18 protein-coding genes are annotated in these 18,640 nt (G+C 71.7%); 15 read left to right on the forward strand and 3 right to left on the reverse strand.

The features are described 5' to 3' along the window. The first annotated feature begins 112 nt into the window (after window positions 1-112). Entirely contained in the window at window positions 113-637 is a 525-nt protein-coding gene (locus tag RYJ27_RS00395; RefSeq protein ID WP_330170839.1) for an adenine phosphoribosyltransferase, read from the forward strand. Between the two features lie 12 nt (window positions 638-649). Here RYJ27_RS00395 and hpxO read toward each other — a convergent pair whose 3' ends face one another. From hpxO to uraD, 3 genes are read right to left on the reverse strand one after another with little or no spacing between them, the layout of a single operon-like run. Next, entirely contained in the window at window positions 650-1,843 is a 1,194-nt protein-coding gene (gene hpxO, locus RYJ27_RS00400; RefSeq protein WP_330170840.1) for an FAD-dependent urate hydroxylase HpxO, read from the reverse strand. 23 nt (window positions 1,844-1,866) lie between these two features. After that, the gene (uraH, locus tag RYJ27_RS00405; protein WP_330170841.1) at window positions 1,867-2,205 is read right to left on the reverse strand and encodes a hydroxyisourate hydrolase; all 339 of its coding nucleotides are present in this window, start codon (window positions 2,203-2,205) and stop codon (window positions 1,867-1,869) included. Beyond that, on the reverse strand, window positions 2,202-2,714 hold the full coding sequence (gene uraD / locus RYJ27_RS00410) for a 2-oxo-4-hydroxy-4-carboxy-5-ureidoimidazoline decarboxylase (RefSeq protein ID WP_330170842.1): 513 nt from the start codon (window positions 2,712-2,714) through the stop codon (window positions 2,202-2,204). Before uraD ends, uraH begins: the two co-directional genes overlap by 4 nt. 82 nt (window positions 2,715-2,796) lie before the next feature. Between uraD and allB the strand changes: the two genes are divergently transcribed. The 14 genes from allB to add (RYJ27_RS00480) all read left to right on the forward strand — a co-directional run bounded on the left by allB (window position 2,797) and on the right by add (RYJ27_RS00480) (window position 18,637). Beyond that, window positions 2,797-4,200 (forward strand): allantoinase AllB, encoded by a 1,404-nt coding sequence (allB, locus tag RYJ27_RS00415; protein WP_330170843.1) that lies wholly within the window; start codon window positions 2,797-2,799, stop codon window positions 4,198-4,200. Beyond that, complete coding sequence (locus RYJ27_RS00420) at window positions 4,197-5,402, forward strand: acetamidase/formamidase family protein (protein WP_330170844.1); 1,206 nt, start codon at window positions 4,197-4,199, stop codon at window positions 5,400-5,402. Before allB ends, RYJ27_RS00420 begins: the two co-directional genes overlap by 4 nt. After that, window positions 5,399-7,021 (forward strand): AtzH-like domain-containing protein, encoded by a 1,623-nt coding sequence (locus RYJ27_RS00425; RefSeq protein WP_330170845.1) that lies wholly within the window; start codon window positions 5,399-5,401, stop codon window positions 7,019-7,021. The genes RYJ27_RS00420 and RYJ27_RS00425 overlap by 4 nt, the downstream gene beginning before the upstream one ends. Beyond that, window positions 7,018-8,247, forward strand: a complete 1,230-nt coding sequence (locus tag RYJ27_RS00430) for a pyridoxal-phosphate-dependent aminotransferase family protein (protein ID WP_330170846.1) — start codon at window positions 7,018-7,020, stop codon at window positions 8,245-8,247. The genes RYJ27_RS00425 and RYJ27_RS00430 overlap by 4 nt, the downstream gene beginning before the upstream one ends. Beyond that, the gene (locus tag RYJ27_RS00435) at window positions 8,244-9,548 is read left to right on the forward strand and encodes an allantoate amidohydrolase (protein WP_330170847.1); all 1,305 of its coding nucleotides are present in this window, start codon (window positions 8,244-8,246) and stop codon (window positions 9,546-9,548) included. Before RYJ27_RS00430 ends, RYJ27_RS00435 begins: the two co-directional genes overlap by 4 nt. 24 nt (window positions 9,549-9,572) lie before the next feature. Beyond that, window positions 9,573-10,946 (forward strand): amidohydrolase family protein, encoded by a 1,374-nt coding sequence (locus tag RYJ27_RS00440; protein ID WP_330170848.1) that lies wholly within the window; start codon window positions 9,573-9,575, stop codon window positions 10,944-10,946. A gap of 176 nt (window positions 10,947-11,122) precedes the next feature. Then, window positions 11,123-12,193, forward strand: coding sequence for an ABC transporter substrate-binding protein (locus RYJ27_RS00445; protein ID WP_330170849.1), 1,071 nt, complete (start codon window positions 11,123-11,125; stop codon window positions 12,191-12,193). A gap of 28 nt (window positions 12,194-12,221) precedes the next feature. Then, window positions 12,222-13,046, forward strand: a complete 825-nt coding sequence (locus RYJ27_RS00450; RefSeq protein WP_330170850.1) for an ABC transporter ATP-binding protein — start codon at window positions 12,222-12,224, stop codon at window positions 13,044-13,046. Beyond that, on the forward strand, window positions 13,036-13,932 hold the full coding sequence (locus RYJ27_RS00455) for an ABC transporter permease (protein ID WP_330170851.1): 897 nt from the start codon (window positions 13,036-13,038) through the stop codon (window positions 13,930-13,932). The genes RYJ27_RS00450 and RYJ27_RS00455 overlap by 11 nt, the downstream gene beginning before the upstream one ends. Window positions 13,933-13,940: 8 nt before the next feature. Further along, window positions 13,941-14,816 carry an ABC transporter permease gene (locus RYJ27_RS00460; RefSeq protein ID WP_330170852.1) on the forward strand — a complete coding sequence of 292 codons (876 nt, stop codon included), beginning with the start codon at window positions 13,941-13,943 and terminating at the stop codon, window positions 14,814-14,816. Between the two features lie 65 nt (window positions 14,817-14,881). Further along, window positions 14,882-15,916 carry an adenosine deaminase gene (gene add, locus RYJ27_RS00465; RefSeq protein ID WP_330170853.1) on the forward strand — a complete coding sequence of 345 codons (1,035 nt, stop codon included), beginning with the start codon at window positions 14,882-14,884 and terminating at the stop codon, window positions 15,914-15,916. A 9-nt stretch (window positions 15,917-15,925) separates the two neighbouring features. Then, on the forward strand, window positions 15,926-16,540 hold the full coding sequence (locus RYJ27_RS00470; RefSeq protein WP_330170854.1) for a helix-turn-helix domain-containing protein: 615 nt from the start codon (window positions 15,926-15,928) through the stop codon (window positions 16,538-16,540). Next, window positions 16,525-17,688, forward strand: coding sequence for an adenosine deaminase (gene add / locus RYJ27_RS00475; protein ID WP_330170855.1), 1,164 nt, complete (start codon window positions 16,525-16,527; stop codon window positions 17,686-17,688). The genes RYJ27_RS00470 and add (RYJ27_RS00475) overlap by 16 nt, the downstream gene beginning before the upstream one ends. Further along, entirely contained in the window at window positions 17,588-18,637 is a 1,050-nt protein-coding gene (gene add / locus RYJ27_RS00480) for an adenosine deaminase (RefSeq protein ID WP_330170856.1), read from the forward strand. The genes add (RYJ27_RS00475) and add (RYJ27_RS00480) overlap by 101 nt, the downstream gene beginning before the upstream one ends. Window positions 18,638-18,640 lie beyond the last annotated feature (3 nt).

Here is an 18,640-nt window from a genome sequence, read left to right on the forward strand (position 1 = left end):
GGCCGGCGTCGTTCCGCGGGTCGACCGGAGCCGGGCGGCAACGTTGCCGGAGTGTTGTCCCGCCCGCGGCGCCCGCGGGCCCCCGGACCCGCCCGCGGCTAGGGTGAACCCCGTGCCAGAGAACGATGCCCTCGCCCGTGCCGAATCGCTGATCGGCGTCATCCCCGACTACCCGAGCCCCGGCATCCTGTTCCGAGACATCACCCCGATGCTGGCCGACGCCGCGGCCCTGCGCGCGTGCATCGGCGCCCTCGTCGAGCCGTTCGCGGGGCGGTTCGACGTCGTCGCCGGCATCGAGGCGCGCGGGTTCCTGCTGGCCGGGGCGGTCGCGGCGGCGGCGGGCGTGGGACTGGTCCCCATCCGCAAGGCGGGCAAGCTGCCGCGGCCGGCCGTCTCGGTCGACTACGCCCTCGAGTACGGCACCGCCACGATCGAGGCCCACGACGACCTGCCCGAGGGATGCCGGGTGCTCCTGCTCGACGACGTGCTCGCCACCGGCGGCACCCTCGCGGCCGCCCAGCGGCTGGTGGGCAGGCTCGGCTGCGTCGTCGCGGGGTCCGCCGTGCTCCTCGAGCTCGACGGGCTCGGCGGTCGCGCGCTCGCCGGCGACGACGTGCACACGCTCTTCCACGCCTGACCGGGGGTCGGCTCAGGTCAGGATGCCGCCGCCCAGGTTCACGGGCGAGTCGACGATGTTGCCGACGATGCCCCGGATGACGCCGCTGCCGTCCTCCGTGCGCAGCTCGTCGTACCAGGCCTGCGTCGCAGCGGGATCGAACGCGTGCGTCTCGAACGCGCGCTTGCGGGCGCGACGCACCAGCTCACCCGCCCGCTCGGCGCGGATCTTCTCGTAGCGCTTCAGCGCATCCGCCACCCCCAGCGTGTTCGTCGCGAAGACGATGCCGAGCGCGAAGCTGTCCTCCAGCGCGGAGCACGCGCCCTGTCCGATGTCGGGCGCGGTGTTGTGCGCCGAGTCGCCGAGGAGCGCCACGCGGCCGTGCACCCATGTGTCGAACGGATCGATGTCCCAGATCTCCACCCGGTTGAAGGATGCCTCGGGGTCGATCGAGTCCAGCAGCGCCCGCACGCCGGGCGCCCAGCCCCCGAACGCCTCGCGCAGCGGGGCGATGCCCTCGGCCCGGTCGTAGGGGACGCCCGCGGGCTGCGGCACGTCGAGGAAGAAGTAGAACCGGTCGCCCGCGACCGGCATGACGGCGCAGCGCTTGCCGTCGGCGACGTAGGTCGTCCACTGGTCGAGCGGGCCGACGGCGGGGTCGGCGGGCACGAGGCCGTTGAAGTTCGTGTAGCCCGAGTAGGTGCGCTCGATCGGGTCGAGCCCGAGGACGCCGGTCAGGTACTCGCGGGTGAAGGAGCGGGCGCCGTCCGCGCCGATGAGCAGGTCGGCGGTGTCGGTCGAGCCGTCGGCGAAGGTGGCGGTGACGCGCTGCCCGTCGTCCTCGATGCCGACCAGCCGCATCGACAGGCGGATGTTCTCGGAGCCGACCCGGTCCATGAGCAGCGCCTGCAGCTCCGCGCGGGCGACGGGGTACGCGCGCTGGCCCGTCTGCGCCGTGACGGGCTCGAGGCTGAAGCGGCACAGCTCCTCGCCCGTGTGGCCGTCGTAGTAGGCCATGTCGTCCATGCGACCGCCGAGGGCGGCGACCTCGTCCGCGAGCCCGAGCCAGTTGAGCACCTTCACGCCGTTGGACCACAGCGACAGCGCCGCACCGACGGGCTTGTTCTCGCGCATCTGGTCGTACACGACGACGTCGTGTCCGAGGCGCTGCAGCGCGATCGCCGCGCTCGTGCCGCCGATTCCGGCGCCGATGACGATGACCTTCATGGGTTTCCTCCGTGCGGGCGGGCTCAGCTGCCGCGGTAGGTCGAGTAGGCGAACGGGCTCAGCAGCAGCGGCACGTGATAGTGCCTGCTGGTGCCGTCGTCCGCGACCTCGACGGTGAAGGTCACGGTGACGTGGGGGTAGAACGAGGCGATGCCCCGTGCCGCGAAGTACGCGCCGGTGGCGAACGTGAGGCTGTAGTCGCCGGACTCCAGCAGCTCCGGGCCGAGGCCGGCCCGCCCGTCCCGATCGGTCGTCGCGCGGGCGATCACCGGCCCGGATGCCGCGGAGAGCGTCACGTCGACAGCGGGCGCCGGCGTTCCCGTCGCGGCGTCGAGGATGTGGGTCGTCAGGTGCGGGGTCATGCGCCCATCCTGTCGTCGCGGACGGCCGAGCGCAGGCGCAGCACCGCGATCTCGCCCAGCTGCGCCGCCGCCTCGCGCCACTCCGCGTCGGGGTCGGCGGTGAGACGCCGCTCGAGCTCGGCGAGCATCTCGTGAGGGGAGCGGCCGGCCGCGCGGATGAGGAAGACGCGGCCGAACCGCCGTTCGTAGGCGGCGTTGCCCGCCGCGATCCGTGCCGTGACACCGGCGTCGGCGCCGGTCATGGACGCCTGCTCGCCGCGGGATGCCTCGGCCTCCGCGCCCGACCCGGCCGGCTTCTCGCCGATGCGGGGGTGGTGCGCGAGGGCGGCGTCGAGGTCCGTCTCGGACCATGTCGCGGCCAGTCCGGCGGCGCGTGCCGCGAGCTCGTCGACCGATCCGTAGGGGCGGGCGGCGAGGATGCCGTCGACGAAGGAGGGCACATCGGCCCACACCCGCACGAGGGCGGCGGCCTCCGCGGCATCCGCCGTGTTGAATTGCGTCAGGAGCACCCGGCCACGCTAGCGCCGGGACGTTTCCCGAATGTTGCTGTGAGTAACATCCGGGAAACGCGGGGGCCCTAGCGTGGGGGCCATGACCGCACTCCCCGACGCCCCGCGGGCGTTCGCCGCTCGCCGCGTCTGGATCGACGGTGTCTTCCGCCCGGCCCTCCTGCGCATCGAGGACGGGCGCATCGCTGCGATCGACCCCCTCGAGCCGGCTGCGGCCCTCCCCGACGGGTTCGACGTCGTCGCGCTGCCCGACGAGGCGGTGCTCCTGCCAGGACTGGTCGATTCGCACGTGCACCTCGACGAGCCCGGCCGCACCGAATGGGAGGGCTTCGAGACGGGGACCGCGGCGGCCGCCGCGGCAGGCATCACGACGATCGTCGACATGCCGCTCAACAGCGATCCCGTCACGACGACCGTGGCGGCTCTCGCCGTCAAGCGAGAGGCGACGCGCGGCAAGCTCGCGGTCGATCTGGCCTACTGGGGCGGCGCGGTGCCCGAGAATCTCGGCTCCCTCGCCGCGCTCGCCGCCGCCGGGGTAGTGGGGTTCAAGTGCTTCCTCTCGCCCTCGGGCATCGACGAGTTCGGCAACCTCGACGCCGCGCAGCTCGAGGCGGCGCTCGCGGAGATCGCGGCCTTCGACGGCCTGCTGATCGTGCACGCGGAGGACCCCGCGCAGCTGCACGGCGACGGTGCCCTCGGTCCGCAGTACGACACCTTCCTCGCGACCCGCCCGCCCGAGAGCGAGCGCGAGGCCATCCGGCGCGTGATCGACGCCGCGCGACGCACGGGAGCGAGAGCGCACGTCGTGCACGTCAGCGACGCCGGCTCGCTCGCCGACGTGCGCGCGGCGAAGGCGGAGGGCGTGCGCCTGAGCATCGAGACCTGTCCCCACTACCTCACCCTCGCCTCGGACGACGTGCCGGATGCCGCGCCCGAGTTCAAGTGCTGCCCCCCGATCCGGGACGCCGCCAACCAGGACCTGCTCTGGCAGGGCGTGGTCGATGGCACGATCGACGCGATCGTCAGCGATCACTCGCCCTCCACCGCCGAGATGAAGAACCAGGGCGGCGGGGACTTCGGGCTGGCGTGGGGCGGCATCTCGGGGCTGCAGACCGGGTTCGCGTCGGTGTGGACCGAGGCGAAGCGGCGCGGCATCCCGCTCGCGGCGCTCCTGCCGCTGTTCACGACGGGGCCCGCGAAGGTGGCGGGGCTCGCCGGGGCGGGGACGATCGCCGTCGGCGGCCCCGCCCACCTGGCGGTCTTCGCCCCCGAGGAGGGCTTCACGGTGGATGCCGCGGCCCTCGAATACCGAAACAAGATGTCGCCGTGGCACGGGCGCGCCCTCGTGGGGGTCACGGAGGCGACGTATCTCGCGGGCCGGCGCGTCTTCGCCCGCGGTCGGGGCGTGCTGGCCCGCGGCGGGCGGGAGATCCTGAGCGCGGAAGCGGCCGTCGCCGCGACCGACGTCGACGAGGAGGTCGTGTGAGCATCACCATCCTGCAGCCCGGCACGGGGGAGGTCCCCGGCGACCACTACCTGCGCGCGTCCGCGGAGACCGTCCACTGGGGCCGCCTGCCCTGCGCGCGGGATGCCGCGGTGCTGGAGATCGCCGCGGGCGAGACCGTCACGATCGACACCGTGAGCCACGAGGGGATCCTCGAGGACCAGGGCAAGGATCCGCTGGCCTACTTCACCGGCAAGGGCGTGCCCGCGGCATCCGTCCTCTCCGACGCGATCGAGATCGCGCGGGAGCTCGCCCGGGACACGCTCGCCGACGGCCCGCACGTCGTGACGGGGCCGATCCGGGTGGCGGGGGCGATGCCCGGCGACCTTCTCAAGATCACGGTGGTGCGGCTGCAGCCGCGCGTGCCGTACGGCGTGATCTCGAACCGGCACGGCAAGGGAGCGCTCGTGGGGGAGCTGCCCCGCGGCGAGCACAACGTCAGCGTCTTCACGCCCGTCGAGGAACGGGAGGGGCGCCTCGTCGGCGTGCTCCCGGTGACGGAGGGAGGCCCCGGCGTGGTTGAGTTCCCCCTCGCGCCGTTCCTCGGCACGATGGGCGTCGCCGTCGCGGGCGATCAGCGCCCGCACTCCGTGCCCCCCGGCGAGCACGGCGGCAACATCGACATCAACCTGCTGGTCGAGGGCAGCGTGCTGTACCTGCCCGTGCAGGTCGAGGGCGCGCTGGCGTACGTCGGCGACCCGCACTTCGCGCAGGGCGACGGCGAGGTCGCGCTCACGGCGCTCGAGGCATCCCTGCGCGCGACGCTGCGCTTCGAGGTCGTTCCGAGCGAGGAGGCGCTCGCCGAGTTCGGCGCGTTCACCGGCCCGCTGGTGCGCACCGACGAGTACCTCGTGCCGACGGGGCTCGACCCCGACCTCGGCGAGGCGATGCGCCGCTGCGTGCGGGCGGCGATCTCGCTCATCCGCGCCCGCTGGGGGCTCGACGAGCACCTCGCCTACGCGTACCTGAGCGCCGCGACCGACTTCGACATCTCGCAGGTCGTCGACATCGTGTGCGGCGTGCACGCCCGCATCCGCGAGGCCGACTTCGCGGGCGTCGAGCGCACGGGGCATCCGTCCGCCGACTCGCTGGGAACAGGAGATCGCGCGGGCACAGGAGAAACCCCGGCGAGCGCTCCTGTCTCCGGCGGATCGCCTGCTCCCGGGCGGGAGCACGCGCGATGACGGATGCCGCGGCCCGCGGCGCGGAGACGGTCCCGGCCGACCTGCTGCGGGCGTTCGAGGCCTACGAGCGGGCGATCATGGCGAACGACCTCGACGCGCTCGACGCGGCCTTCGCGCCCGGCGAGGGCACGATGCGCGGGGATGCCGCGGGCCTGCTCGTCGGCCACGACGCGATCAGCGCCTTCCGCGGCGTGCGTGGGGGAGTGCCGCCGCGATCGATCGAGCGGATCGAGCACCGCGAGCTCGCCCCGGATGTCGCGCTGCTCGTGTCGATCTCGCGGTACGCGGGCGGGGGCACCGGCCTGCAGACGCAGATCTGGCAGCGGATCGAGGGCCGGTGGCTCATCACCGCCGCGCACGTGACCCCGCGGGCCCAGGCGCTCGACCGGTCGGTGTGGCGCACCGTCGGCGACCCGCTCTTCCAGGGCGCGTGGGAGGGCCCGCTCGAGGGCCTGACGGTCGCCGTCAAGGACCTCTTCGCGATCAAGGGCTACCGCATCGGCGCCGGAAACCCCACCTATCTCGACTCCGCGCGCGCCGAGACGACCACCGCCGCGGCGGTCTCCGACCTGCTGCGCGCGGGGGCCTCCCTGCGGGGCATCGCGCGCACCGACGAGTTCGCCTACTCGGTCGCGGGCGACAACGCCCACTACGGCACGCCCCCCAACGGGGCGCTGCCGGGGGCCCTGCCCGGCGGCTCGTCGAGCGGCCCGGCGTCGGCCGTCGCCACGGGGCAGGCGCAGATCGGCCTCGCGACCGACACTGCCGGTTCCATCCGCGTCCCCGCGTCGTATCAGGGCCTGTGGGGCCTGCGCACGACCCACGGGCTCGTGCCTCGGCAGGGGCTGCTCCCCCTCGCGCAGACCTTCGACACGATCGGGTGGCTCACGCGCGACGGCGAGACGCTGCAGAAGGTCGTCGACTGGTGCCTCAGCTACGACGGCTCGGAGTCGACCGAGAGCGTCTTCGGGGAGTCGGGGCGCGACCTGCCGTGGAGCTTCGCCGTCCCCACCGAGGCGCGCGACTCGCTCGAGCCGCAGACGCGCGAGGCGTTCGACGCGTTCGTCGAGGCGCTGCGCGCCGGGCCCGACGCGCCCGAGGTGGCCGAGGCATCCCTCGGCGATCTCGACGAGTACCTCGCCGCGTTCCGCACGGTGCAGGGCGCGGAGGCATGGCGCAACAACGGCGAGTGGCTGCGGGAGCATCCCGGCGCCGTCGGGGCGGCCGTGGCCGAGCGGTTCCGCATCGCCTCGGAGGTGACCGCCGACGCCGAGTCGGGCGCACGCACCGCGGTGGAGTCGCTCCGCGAGCGGATGCACGACGCGACCCGCGACACCGTCCTGATCATGCCGACCGTCCCCGGTCCCGCGCCGATGCGCACGCACCGCGGCGAGCGCGTCGACGCGGTGCGCACGGCGACGCTGCGCATGACGACGCCCGCGGCGATCGGGGGCATGCCCGCGATCTCGATCCCGCTCCTGACCGTGCCCTCGACGCTCGGCCCCGCTCCCGTGGGCGTCAGCCTCATCTCGCGCGCGGGCACCGATATCGCCCTCGTCCGCCTCGCGCGCCGCCTCGCGCGCGCGGCGGCCCCCCTCCCTCCGAAGGACCCCGCATGACCCTCCTCCCCGGCCCCATCGACCCGCCCACCCGCCTGCTCATGGGCCCCGGGCCGATCTCGGCCTACCCGAGCGTGCTCACCGCGATGTCGGCGCAGCTGGTGGGCCAGTACGACCCGTTCATGACCGGGGCGATGGCCGAGACGCAGGAGCTGTACCGCCGGATCTGGGCGACCCGGAACGACGCGACCCTGCTCATCGACGGCACCTCGCGCGCCGGCATCGAGGCGGCGATGATCTCGCTCGTCCGCCCCGGCGACCGTGTGCTCGTGCCCGTCTTCGGCCGCTTCGGGCATCTTCTGGCCGAGATCGCCGAGCGCGCGATGGCGGAGGTGCACACGATCGAGGTGCCGTGGGGGCAGGTCTTCACCCCCGCCGCGATCGAAGAGGCGATCGTGCGCGTCAGGCCTCACCTGCTGGGTCTCGTGCAGGGCGACACGTCGACGACGATGCTGCAGCCGCTCGACGAGATCGGCGCGATCTGCGACCGGCACGGCGTGCTGTTCTACTCCGATGCCACCGCGTCGCTCGGCGGCAACCCCTTCGAGGCGGATGCCTGGGGCCTGGATGCCGCGACGGCCGGGCTCCAGAAGTGCCTCGGCGGGCCCTCGGGCTCGGCCCCGATCACGCTCTCGGAGCGCGCCGTGGAGATCATCCGGTCGCGCAAGAAGATCGAGGCGGGCATCCGCGAGCCGGGCGACGAGGACGCGCCCGACTTCGTGCGCTCCAACTACTTCGACCTCGGCATGATCCTCGACTACTGGGGCCCGCGTCGCCTGAACCACCACACCGAGGCCACGTCGATGCTCTACGGCGCGCGCGAGTGCGCCCGCGTGCTGCTGGGCGAGGGCCGCGACGCCGTCATCGAGCGGCACGTGCTGCACGGCGAGGCGATGCTCGCCGGCGTGCGGGGGCTGGGACTGGTCGTCTTCGGCGATGTCGCGCACAAGATGTCGAACGTCGTCGCCGTCGAGATCCCGGAGGGGGTCGCGGGGGATGCCGCGCGACAGGCCATGCTCGAGGACTTCGGCATCGAGATCGGCACCTCGTTCGGGCCCCTCCACGGCCGCGTCTGGCGCATCGGCACGATGGGCTACAACGCCCGCAAGGACGCCGTGCTGACGACCCTCGCGGCGCTCGAGCAGGTGCTGCGCCGCTTCGGCGCGAAGGTCCCCGCCGGGGGCGGCGTCGAGGCGGCGCTCGACGTCTACGCGGGGGCGCGATGATCCGCACCCTGCTCGAGGACCTCACCCCCGACCGCGTCGCGGCCGCCGCGCGGCGCGTCATGGCGCGGTGCGACGAGCTCGCACGCGTCACGGCGACGCCCGGCGGGATCGAGCGGGTCTACCTCTCCACCGAGCACGCGCGGGTGAACCGCCTCGCGGCGGAGTGGATGCGCGAGGTCGGCATGTCCACACGGCAGGACGCGGCCGGAAACCAGATCGGCCGGCTCGCGGCATCCGACCGCGACGCGCCCGCGCTCATGCTCGGCTCGCACCTGGACACCGTGCCCGACGCGGGACGCTTCGACGGCATCGTCGGCGTGCTGATGGCGCTCGAGGTCGTCCGGCTGCTGCGCGTTCCGGCGCCCGTCGGGGAAGGCAGCCTGTCGCCCCTCCCGTTCGCGCTCGAGGTCATCGCCTTCTCCGACGAGGAGGGCACGCGCTTCGGCAAGGCCCTGCTGGGCTCGTCGGCCGTCGCCGGCACGTGGGACGAGGACTGGTGGCAGCTGACGGATGCCGACGGCATCACGCTGCGTCAGGCGTTCCTGGAGTTCGGGCTCGACCCCGGTCGCGTGGGCGAGGCCGCACGCCGGCCCGAGCAGCTCGTGGGGTACCTGGAGGCCCACATCGAGCAGGGGCCCGAGCTCGACCGTCGGGGGGAGTCGCTCGCCGTCGTCTCGTCCATCGCGAGCGCCCGACGCTTCCAGCTCGTCGTCGAGGGCGAGGCCCGGCACGCCGGTGGCACCCCCTACGACATGCGCCGCGACGCCCTGCTCGGGGCGAGCGAGGCCGCACTCGCGGTGGAGCGGATCTGCTCGGGCGAGCACCACGTCATCGGCACGGTCGGCCAGCTCGAGGCCTTCCCCGGCGCGGTCAACATCGTGCCGGGCGAGGCGCGCTTCAGCCTCGATCTGCGCGGCGAGTTCGACGAGTCCCGCGACCGCGTGTGGAGCGCGATCTCGCGCGACCTCGACGCGGTCATGGGCCGGCGCGGACTGCGCTGGCGCGCGCGCGAGGTGCACAACGCCCCCGCCGTGATGTGCGCCCCGCTGCTGCAGGACGTCGTGCGAGAAGGCATCCGCGGCGCCCTGCCGGAGGCGCCCGGCGACCCCGCGACGCTGTTCAGCCCCGCGGGGCACGACGGCATGTCGATGGGCGCGATCACCGGCGTCGGGATGCTCTTCCTGCGCAATCCCGACGGCATCAGCCACCACCCCGACGAGGCGGTGAGCGCCGGGGACGTGGCCCTCGGCATCCGCGCCCTCGCCGAGTCCGTGCTCCACCTGGGCGCCGAGCCCCGCTGAGAACACCTCACCCGTTAGGAACCCATGTCTCTCCTCGTCATCAACGCACGCCTCATCACGATCCCGACCGGCAGCGACGACCCCGGCTACATCGAGCGCGGGTGGATGCGCGTCGAGGACGGCCGCATCGCCGGGATCGGTGCGGGAGACCCGGGAGATGCGACCGCCGACGAGGTGCTCGACGTCGACGGCGCGTTCGTCGCCCCCGGCTTCGTCTCGAGCCACAGCCACCTGTTCACGAGCGGACTGCGCGGCCTCGGCGTCGCCGACACCCTCTACGGCTGGTGCGACTCGATGCTCGGCATGACCGCCCACGCGACGCCGGAGGACGTCTACTGGTCGACGCTGCACGGCGCCCTCGACTTCCTCGGCAACGGCGTCACGACCGCCTACAACTTCACCGATCCGCAGCAGGCGTGGGAATCGATGGTCGACGGCAAGCGCGTCGGCGACGCGCCCCTGCGCGGCACCGAGTACCACACGCGTCAGGCCGACGGATGCCTGGATTCCGGCATCCGCTTCGTCGACTCGATCGGCATGGACGTCACCGCGGGGACGGATGACGAGATCTTCGCGCGCTTCGAGGCATCCGTCGCCCACACCCGCGCCATGGACCCGGACTTCGCGCTCGGCGCCTCGATCATGGGCCAGGTGCAGTGGTCGCCCCGGCCCGAGGCGGCCGAGATCGAGGTCGAGGCGATGCGGCGGTTCGGCGTGACCAACCAGGCTCACTTCCTCGAGTCGCCAGAGGCCGTGCCGCTGCAGCAGTCGAAGTTCGCGCTGTACCGGGATGCCGGGGCCCTCGGCGAGGGCATGATGTTCGGCCACTTCATCCAGACGACCCCCGAGATCATCGAACAGGCCGCCGCGGGCGGCGCCTCGATGTCCTGGCAGCCCGCCTCGAACGGGCGCCTCGCCTCCGGTACGGCGCTCGTGCCCGAGATGATCGCGATGGGCATGAAGGTCGGCATCGGGCTCGACGACCAGGCCTGCACCGACGTCTCCGACCCGTGGCAGAACATGCGCATGGGCATCGCGATGCAGCGGGCGCGAACGAAGGACCCGCTGTCGATGATGCCCGAGCTCGTGCTGCGTCTGCACACGCTGGGCTCGGCCGAGATCATGGGCGTCGCCGACCGCGTCGGCAGCCTCGAGGTGGGCAAGTTCGCCGACTTCGTCGTGGTCGATCCCCGCCGCCCCGACGTGGGCCCCCTGTGGCACCCCGTGCGCAGCTACGTGCTGTCGATGAGCCTGCGGAACCTGCTCGGCGTCTACGTCGGCGGCGAGCTCGTCTCGCGGGCGGGGGAGTCCACGAATCCGCTGGCCGCCGAGGCATCCGCCCGCATCCACGCCGACCTGCCCGCGGTCGCCGAGCGCCGGGGGCGCCACCCGCACTGACTCGCCGCTGGGCCGCGCTTCCGCCTGCGCAACGGCGGGGCCGAAGGTGTAACGGCGCCGAAACATCCGGCCAGTGTTCGTGAAATCTACATCCCATACCGTCGGAGGCGTCGCTCACCGCCGAGGCCGTGGCGACATACCCGAGTGCACACACCGTCCTGATGGAGACACAGCACATGACCTTCTTCGCATCCTCGCGTCGCCGCTTCGCGGCCGCAGGCGCCGGCATCGCCGTCGCCGCCCTCGCTCTGACCGCCTGCGCGGGCGGCAGCGGCTCCGAGACCTCCGAATCGCCCGCCGGCGAGGAGGGCTACGGCGACCTCACCCTCCAGCTCAGCTGGATCCTCAACGAGGAGTTCGCCGGCGAGTACTTCGCCGACTCGAACGGCTACTTCGACGAGGCGGGTTTCAGCTCGGTCAACCTCGTGCCCGGCCCCTCGACCGGTGTCGCCGAGCTCGTCTCCGGCACCGCCGACATCGCGCTCAGCGACTCCGTCTCGATCGGCTCCGCCGTCGCGAACGAGGGCGCGCCCCTCAAGATCATCGGCGCCACGTTCCAGGCCAACCCCTTCACGATCCTCTCGCTCGCCGACGGCGGCGACATCGCGACGCCGGAGGACCTCATCGGCAAGCGCATCGGCGTGCAGGACTCCAACACGACACTCTTCAACGCGCTGCTGGCGGCCAACGACATCGACCCGTCCGAGCTGACGATCGTCCCCGTCCAGTACGACCCGGCTCCGCTGGTCAACGGCGAGGTCGACGGATTCGTGGCATACCTGACGAACGAGGCCATCTCCGTCGAGATGGAGGGCCTGGCAACGACGAACCTCGCGTTCGCGGAGAACGGCCTGCCGTTCGTCGCCGAGACCTTCACCGTCACCGACGAGCAGATCGCGAACAACCGGGAGATGCTCAAGGCGTTCCTCGTCGCCGAGATCAGGGGCTGGACCGACGCGCTCGCCGACCCGCAGGCCGCCGCCGACCTGGCGGTCGAGGTCTACGGCGCCGACCTCGACCTCGACCCCGCGAAGACCCTCGCCGGTGCCGAGGCGCAGAACCTCCTGATCGTCTCGGACGAGACCGAGGCCAACGGCCTGTTCACCATCTCGGAGGAGCTGCAGGCCCAGACGATCGCGAGCCTCGAGCGAGCGGGCATCGAGATCGAGGCCAGCGACCTGTTCGACCTCAGCCTGCTCGCCGAGGTCTACGAAGAGAACCCGGACCTCATCGCCTACGCGGGCTGAGCTCCCCACCTCGATCGAGAGATTCACTGTGACCGATACGGCCACCCAGACCGGTGCCCAGGGGACGACCCTGGGCACCGGCCTGCAGATCACCGGACTGAACAAGGTTTTCAGCGTGGGACGCAAGAGCGTCGTCGCGCTGCAGGATGCCGACCTCCACACCGAACAGGGCAGCTTCCTGGCGCTGCTCGGCCCCTCGGGCTGCGGCAAGTCGACCATCCTGCGCATCCTCGCGGGCCTGGAGGACCCCACCAGCGGCACGACGCGCGTGGACGGCAAGAGCCCGAAGGAGCTCCGACGAGGCAACGAGCTGGGCATCGCGTTCCAGGACTCGGCGCTGCTGCCCTGGCGCAGCGTGCAGTCCAACATCCAGCTGCCCTTCGAAGTCGCGGGCAAGCCCGTCGACAAGGAGTACGTGCGCGAGATGATCGCGCTCGTGGGCCTGACCGGCTTCGAGAAGGCCAAGCCCGCGCAGCTGTCGGGAGGCATGCGCCAGCGCGTCTCGATCGCGCGCTCGCTCATCATGAAGCCCTCCGTCCTGCTCTTCGACGAGCCCTTCGGCGCACTCGATGACATGACCCGCCAGAAGCTCAACCTCGAGCTCCTGCGCATCTGGACCGAGAAGCCGGCCACGACCCTCCTCGTCACGCACGGCATCTCGGAGGCGATCTTCCTCTCCGACCAGGTCGCCGTCATGAGCCCCCGCCCCGGTCGCATCAAGGAGGTCATGACGATCGACCTCCCCCGTCCTCGCACCCCAGAGATGATGCGGAGCCCGGAGTTCCACGCCTACGTGGACCAGGCCTCCGAACTGCTCTTCGGCGTCGGAGGCGCCGCCGCGGATGACCACTGACGTGGCGGAGAAGGGCACGGATGCCGCGTCGGGCGCTCCCATGCCCAGTCCCGAGACCGGCACGGGCAAGGCCCGCAGCATCCAGTGGGAGGACGTGCGTCTTCCCGCCTGGGTGACCGGCCTCATCGGCGGCGTCGGCATCATCGCCGCGTGGTGGATCCTCGCGGCCACCGTCTTCTCCAACGTCGGTCCCGGAGGGGTGCAGGCGATCCCGACCCCGCCCCAGGTGATCATCGAGTTCGCCGACACGGGGTGGGAGTTCTACGTCAAGAACTTCAGCGTCACGCTCGCGGAGGCGGGCATCGGGTACCTGTGGGGCAACGGCCTCGCGCTCGTGCTGGCCGCGCTCGTGCTGATCGTCCCGCGGCTGGAGGGCGTCGTGATGCAGGTCGCGATCATCACCTACTGCATCCCGATCGTCGCCCTCGGCCTGCTGCTCTCGGTCATCGTCCCTATCCCGACGGCTGGCCAGCCCTCGACCACCGCCATCTTCCTCGCGGCGCTCAGCTGCTTCTTCACGACCGTCGTCGGTGCGCTGCTCGGCCTCAAGGCGGCCGACAAATCCAGCCTCGACCTCGTCACCGTCTACGGCGGGTCGCGCCTGACGCAGCTGCGCAAGGTACGCCTCATCGCCTCGCTGCCCGCCATCCTCAACGCCCTGCAGATCGCGGTCCCGGCCGCGTTCCTCGGCGCCGTGCTGGGGGAGTTCTTCGGCAAGGTCACCCTCGGGGTGGGTCCCGCGATGATCGCCGCGCAGCAGGCCCTCAACTCCGCCCGCGTCTGGGACATCGCGCTGGCCTCGGGAGCCGTCGCGCTCGCCGGCTACGGCCTGCTCGGGCTCGTCTCCCGAGCGATCGCGCCCTGGTCGAAGGGAGCCTCGAAGTGACCGCGCTCATGACAAGCCCGCAGCCCACGGCATCCACGTCCGCGTCGTCCTCGACGCAGCCCCTCGACGTCGAGATGCGCCGTGAAGTGCGCCGGGCCACCCTGCGTGCGCTCGGCCGGAGCGTCCTCACGTTCGTGCTGACGATGGTCGCCGTCGTGGTGATCTGGGTCGGCTCGCTCTGGGCGTTCCAGATCTCGCCGTACGTCGGCAAGGGCCCCGTCGACGTGTGGAACTTCCTCGTCACGGTCCCGGCCGCCGAGGCCAACCGCGAGCAGATGTTCGGCCAGCTCTGGGTGACCCTCGGGCACGCGTTCGTCGGCTTCGTCGCGGGGCTCGTCGTGGCGCTGATCGTCGCGATGGTGTTCCAGCTCAGCAAGGGCGTCGAGCACGCCCTCATGCCTCTCGCGATGCTGCTGCGTTCCGTGCCGCTCGTCGCGATGGCGCCCGTCATCATCCTGATCTTCGGGCGCGACTTCGCGTCCGTTGCCGTCATCGGCGGCATCGTGGTGCTCTTCCCGGCGCTCGTGAACATCGTCTTCGGCCTCAAGTCCGCCTCGCCTCAGATGAACGACCTGGTGACCGTCTACGGAGGATCGTCGTGGACGCGCCTGCGCAAGGTGGCGCTGCCCAGCTCGCTGCCCGAGTTCTTCGCCGCCGTGCGCATCTCGGTGCCCGGCGCGATCACGGGCGCGCTCCTCGCCGAGTGGCTCGCGGTCGGCGGCGGGATCGGCGGGGCGGTGGGCGGCTACATCGCCGGCGCGCAGTTCAGCGCCGTGTGGACCGCCGTCGTGCTCGTCACCGGCACGGCGCTCATCCTCTACAACCTCGTGCAGATCGTCGAGTCGGTCGCCCTCGCCCGCATGGGCATGGCGAACCGCGCCTGACGACGGGATGCCGCGCCCGCGCGCGCGGCGGCATCCTCCCCGTCGTCCCTCCCGAAAGGACCCCCATGACCGTCGACCTCGTGTCCTTCGCCCACGGACTCCCGAAGGCGGAACTGCACCTGCACCTGGAGGGAACGCTCGAGCCCGAGCTGAAGTTCGCCCTCGCCGCGCGCAACGGCATCGACCTGGCGGAGAAAACCGTCGAGGAGGTGCGGGCGACCTACGACTTCACCGACCTGACGAGCTTCCTCGCCGTGTACTACCCCGCGATGCGGGTGCTCGTCACCCCCGACGACTTCCACGACCTCGCCTGGGCGTACCTGCAGAGGGCGCACGCGCAGGGGGTCGTCCACGCCGAGATGTTCTTCGACCCGCAGGCCCACACGAGCCGCGGAGTGCCGTTCGACGACGTGATCGCGGGCTACCGCCGCGCCGTCGTGCGTGCCGAGCGCGAGCTCGGGGTGAGCGCGGAGCTCATCATGTGCTTCCTCCGGGATTTCTCGGCGGAGTACGCGATGGCGACCCTCATGGACGCCGTGAGGTACAAGTCATGGATCGTCGGGGTCGGCCTCGACTCCGACGAGCGCGATCACCCGCCGGCGAAGTTCGCGGAGGTCTTCGCGCGCGCCCGGCAGGAGGGGTTCCTGCTCACGATGCACTGCGACATCGATCAGGTGGGTTCGATCGACAACATCCGCTCCGTGCTGAACCAGATCGAGGTCGACCGCATCGATCATGGCACGAACATCGTCGAGGACCCCTCCCTCGTGGCCCTCGCCAAGGAGCGCGGGCTCGGGTTCACCACGTGCCCCGTGTCGAACTCCTTCGTCACCGAGCAGATGAAATCGGACGAGATCGTCGCGCTCCTGCGCGAGGGAGTCAAGGTCACGATCAACTCCGACGATCCCGCCTATTTCGGGGCCTACGTGGGCGACAATTACGTCGCCCTCGCCGAGGAGGCGGGGCTGGCGGCATCCGACCTCGTTCAGCTCGCGATCAACTCCTTCGAAGCCTCGTGGCTCACCCCGGCCCGCCGTGCCGCCTACGTCGCGGCGGTCGAGGACTACGCACGCGCCGAAGGCGTCACGGTCGCCGCCTGAGGCGCAATCATGACGGCCACCATCGTCGAGGACGCCGCGGCCGGCGACGCGGCGGCGAGCCGGCGGCTGGGTGCCTGCATCCGGCAGCTCCGGCAGCGACGAGGGCTCACCCTCGTCAGGCTCGCCGAAGCCACCGGCCTGTCGCACCCGTTCCTCAGCCAGCTCGAGCGGGGGCTCGCGCAGCCGAGCCTGTCGTCGCTGCGACGGATAGCGGTGGCGCTGCAGACGAGCCCGATCGAGCTCATCGCCGCCGCCGACGCGCCAGACGGGGATACGGAGGCGGTGGAGGTGCACCGCCGCGGGGAGACCGCTCTCGACGCGTCGTTCGCATCGGGGTCCGCCCGCATGCTCGCGCACGGTCGGCGCGCGATCCACCCCCTGGAGGTCTCGGGCGACCAGACCGAGCCCGGCGAGACCTTCGTCCACGGCGAGGACGAGTTCCTCTACGTCGTCGAGGGGGAGGTGTGCGTCGAGCTCGACGGGACGCAGAGATGCCTGCGTCCGGGCGACTCCGTCTACTACGCCGGCGGTGTCTCGCACCGGTGGTGGTCGGCGGGCGGCGCGGCGTACCGCCTCGTCGTGGTCAAGCAGGGGCCGACGCTGCCGCGATGGGAGGGCGGGTGATCGTCGGGGCCGATTATCTCCAGCTCATCCCGAAGACCGAGCTGCACTGCCACTTCGTCTCGACCATGGATGCGACGCTCTTCCTCGAGCTTGCGCAGAAGTACGGGGTCGAGCTTCCCTCGCGGCATCCCGAGACCCTGTTCGACTTCTCGGATCTCGTCGACTTCCTCGTCGCGTTCCGGTACGCCCACGATGTCCTGCGGGAACCGGCCGACTTCGAGCGGGTCGCCTACGAGGGTGTGCGCCGGGCCGTCGCCGACGCGAACCTCCGCTACCGCGAGTACTACGTCAATCCGCAGTACTTCGCCGAACGCGGCCTCACCTACCCCCAGGTGATCGACCCGATCATCGCGGGGCTGGCCGCCGCGGAGCGCGACTTCGGCGTGGGGTTCGGCATCGTCGTGGCCATCAATCGTCGGGAGCCGGCGGATGCCGCGGTCGCGCTCGTCGAAGAGATGATTGCGCATCCCCGCCCGGAGGTGGTGGGCCTCGGCCAGGACGATCTCACGCCCGAGAACACCGAGGATCCCCTCCGCTTCGCGGACGCGTACCGCCTCGCGCGGTCGCACGGATTCCGGCTGACCGCGCACGCGGGGGAGACGGATGCCGCAACGTCCGACGCCGTGCGGGAGGCGATCGAGGTGCTCGGGGTCGACCGCATCGATCATGGCTACCGCATCGTCGATGACACCGACCTCGTCTCCCTCGCCCTCGAGCGTGGCATCGGGTTCACGGTCACCCCCGTCTCTACGACGATCTGCTCGGGGTGGACGCTCGACCCCCAGCACCGCATCCGCCGGATGATCGACGCGGGCCTCCCCGTCGCCGTCTCGACCGACGACGCGATGTTCTTTCGCACCGACCTCGGCCGCGAATACCGCGAAGGTCTCGCGGCCATGGGCGTCGATCTCGCCACCGCGCGGCGCGTGGCGTTCGAGGGCATCGACGTCGCCTTCTGCTCGGACGAGGAGAAGGCGACCCTGCGCGCGGACTTCCGTGCCCACTTCCTCGCTCTCGACGCCCTGCTCGCCCGAACCGGAGGACCCGATGATCTCGTACCCCGACTACCTGCGCCTGCTTCCCAAGGCGGAGCTGCACTGCCACTTCATAGCGACGATGCGACCGGGGATGATCCTCGAGCTGGCTGATCGCAACGGTGTGGTCCTGCCCACGCGCGACATCGACTCCCTCCTGGACTCGGATAATCTCCAGGACTTCCTCACGCTCTTCGTCACCGCCAACGACGTGCTGCGCACGGCGGACGACTTCGCCGACGTGGCGTACCAGGGCGTCGTCGACGCCGTGCGCGATGGCAACCTCCGCTACCGCGAGTACTTCGTCAACTCGCAGAACTCCCGCCGCTACCTCGCCTACCCCGACCTCGTCGACGGGGTTATCGACGGGCTCCGCCGCGCGGAGCGGGAGTTCGGTGTGGGCTTCCGCATCGTCAATGCGATCAACCGCGCTCTCTCGCCGGAGGACGCCGTGGCGATGGTGCGCGAGATGATCGATCATCCGCGCGACGAGGTGGTCGGCATCGGTCAGGACCATCTGACGGAGGACGGCCGGGAGGCGCCCGGGATGTGGGTGGAGGCCTACCGGCTGGCCGAGGCGAACGGGCTCCGGCGCACCGCCCACGTGGCGGAGACGCTTCCCGCCGACCCCGAGAGCGTCCTCGTCGCGATCGACGACCTGCACGTCGACCGGATCGATCACGGCTACCGGGCGGCCGACGACCCCGACGTGCTCGCCCGCCTCGTGGAGTCCCAGGTTCCGGTCGCGTGCACCCCGATCTCGACGCTCGTGCTCTCCGGGTGGGCTCCCGAGCCCGATCACCGCATCGCCCGCCTCATCCGCGCGGGGGCGAACGTCACGCTCTCCACCGACGACGCGGTGTTCTTCCGCACCGACCTCGGCCGCGAATACGTCGAGGGACTCGGCGGCATGGGGTTCGGTCCCGATGTCGCCAAGCGCGTCTCGCTCGCCGGCGTCGAGGCGGCGTGGTGCGACGAGGCGCAGAAGGCGCGGCTGCGCGCCGACTTCCGGGCCCAGCACCTCGCCCTGGATACCCTGCTCGATCCGGCCTCCGCCGCCTGAGGG

It is taken from the genome of Microbacterium limosum (assembly GCF_036324365.1).
In the GTDB taxonomy this organism is placed as follows: domain Bacteria; phylum Actinomycetota; class Actinomycetes; order Actinomycetales; family Microbacteriaceae; genus Microbacterium; species Microbacterium limosum.

Bases quoted from the DNA above. Each gene is read 5' to 3' on its own strand.
- RYJ27_RS00435 (WP_330170847.1), top strand. From the start codon at position 8,244: ATGATCCGCACCCTGCTCGAGGACCTCACCCCCGACCGCGTCGCGGCC.
- RYJ27_RS00455 (WP_330170851.1), top strand. From the start codon at position 13,036: ATGACCACTGACGTGGCGGAGAAGGGCACGGATGCCGCGTCGGGCGCT.
- add (WP_330170856.1), top strand. From the start codon at position 17,588: ATGATCTCGTACCCCGACTACCTGCGCCTGCTTCCCAAGGCGGAGCTG.
- RYJ27_RS00430 (WP_330170846.1), top strand. From the start codon at position 7,018: ATGACCCTCCTCCCCGGCCCCATCGACCCGCCCACCCGCCTGCTCATG.
- RYJ27_RS00440 (WP_330170848.1), top strand. From the start codon at position 9,573: ATGTCTCTCCTCGTCATCAACGCACGCCTCATCACGATCCCGACCGGC.
- allB (WP_330170843.1), top strand. From the start codon at position 2,797: ATGACCGCACTCCCCGACGCCCCGCGGGCGTTCGCCGCTCGCCGCGTC.
- RYJ27_RS00470 (WP_330170854.1), top strand. From the start codon at position 15,926: ATGACGGCCACCATCGTCGAGGACGCCGCGGCCGGCGACGCGGCGGCG.
- RYJ27_RS00445 (WP_330170849.1), top strand. From the start codon at position 11,123: ATGACCTTCTTCGCATCCTCGCGTCGCCGCTTCGCGGCCGCAGGCGCC.
- uraH (WP_330170841.1), bottom strand. From the start codon at position 2,205: ATGACCCCGCACCTGACGACCCACATCCTCGACGCCGCGACGGGAACG.
- RYJ27_RS00425 (WP_330170845.1), top strand. From the start codon at position 5,399: ATGACGGATGCCGCGGCCCGCGGCGCGGAGACGGTCCCGGCCGACCTG.
- add (WP_330170853.1), top strand. From the start codon at position 14,882: ATGACCGTCGACCTCGTGTCCTTCGCCCACGGACTCCCGAAGGCGGAA.
- add (WP_330170855.1), top strand. From the start codon at position 16,525: ATGGGAGGGCGGGTGATCGTCGGGGCCGATTATCTCCAGCTCATCCCG.
- RYJ27_RS00460 (WP_330170852.1), top strand. From the start codon at position 13,941: ATGACAAGCCCGCAGCCCACGGCATCCACGTCCGCGTCGTCCTCGACG.
- hpxO (WP_330170840.1), bottom strand. From the start codon at position 1,843: ATGAAGGTCATCGTCATCGGCGCCGGAATCGGCGGCACGAGCGCGGCG.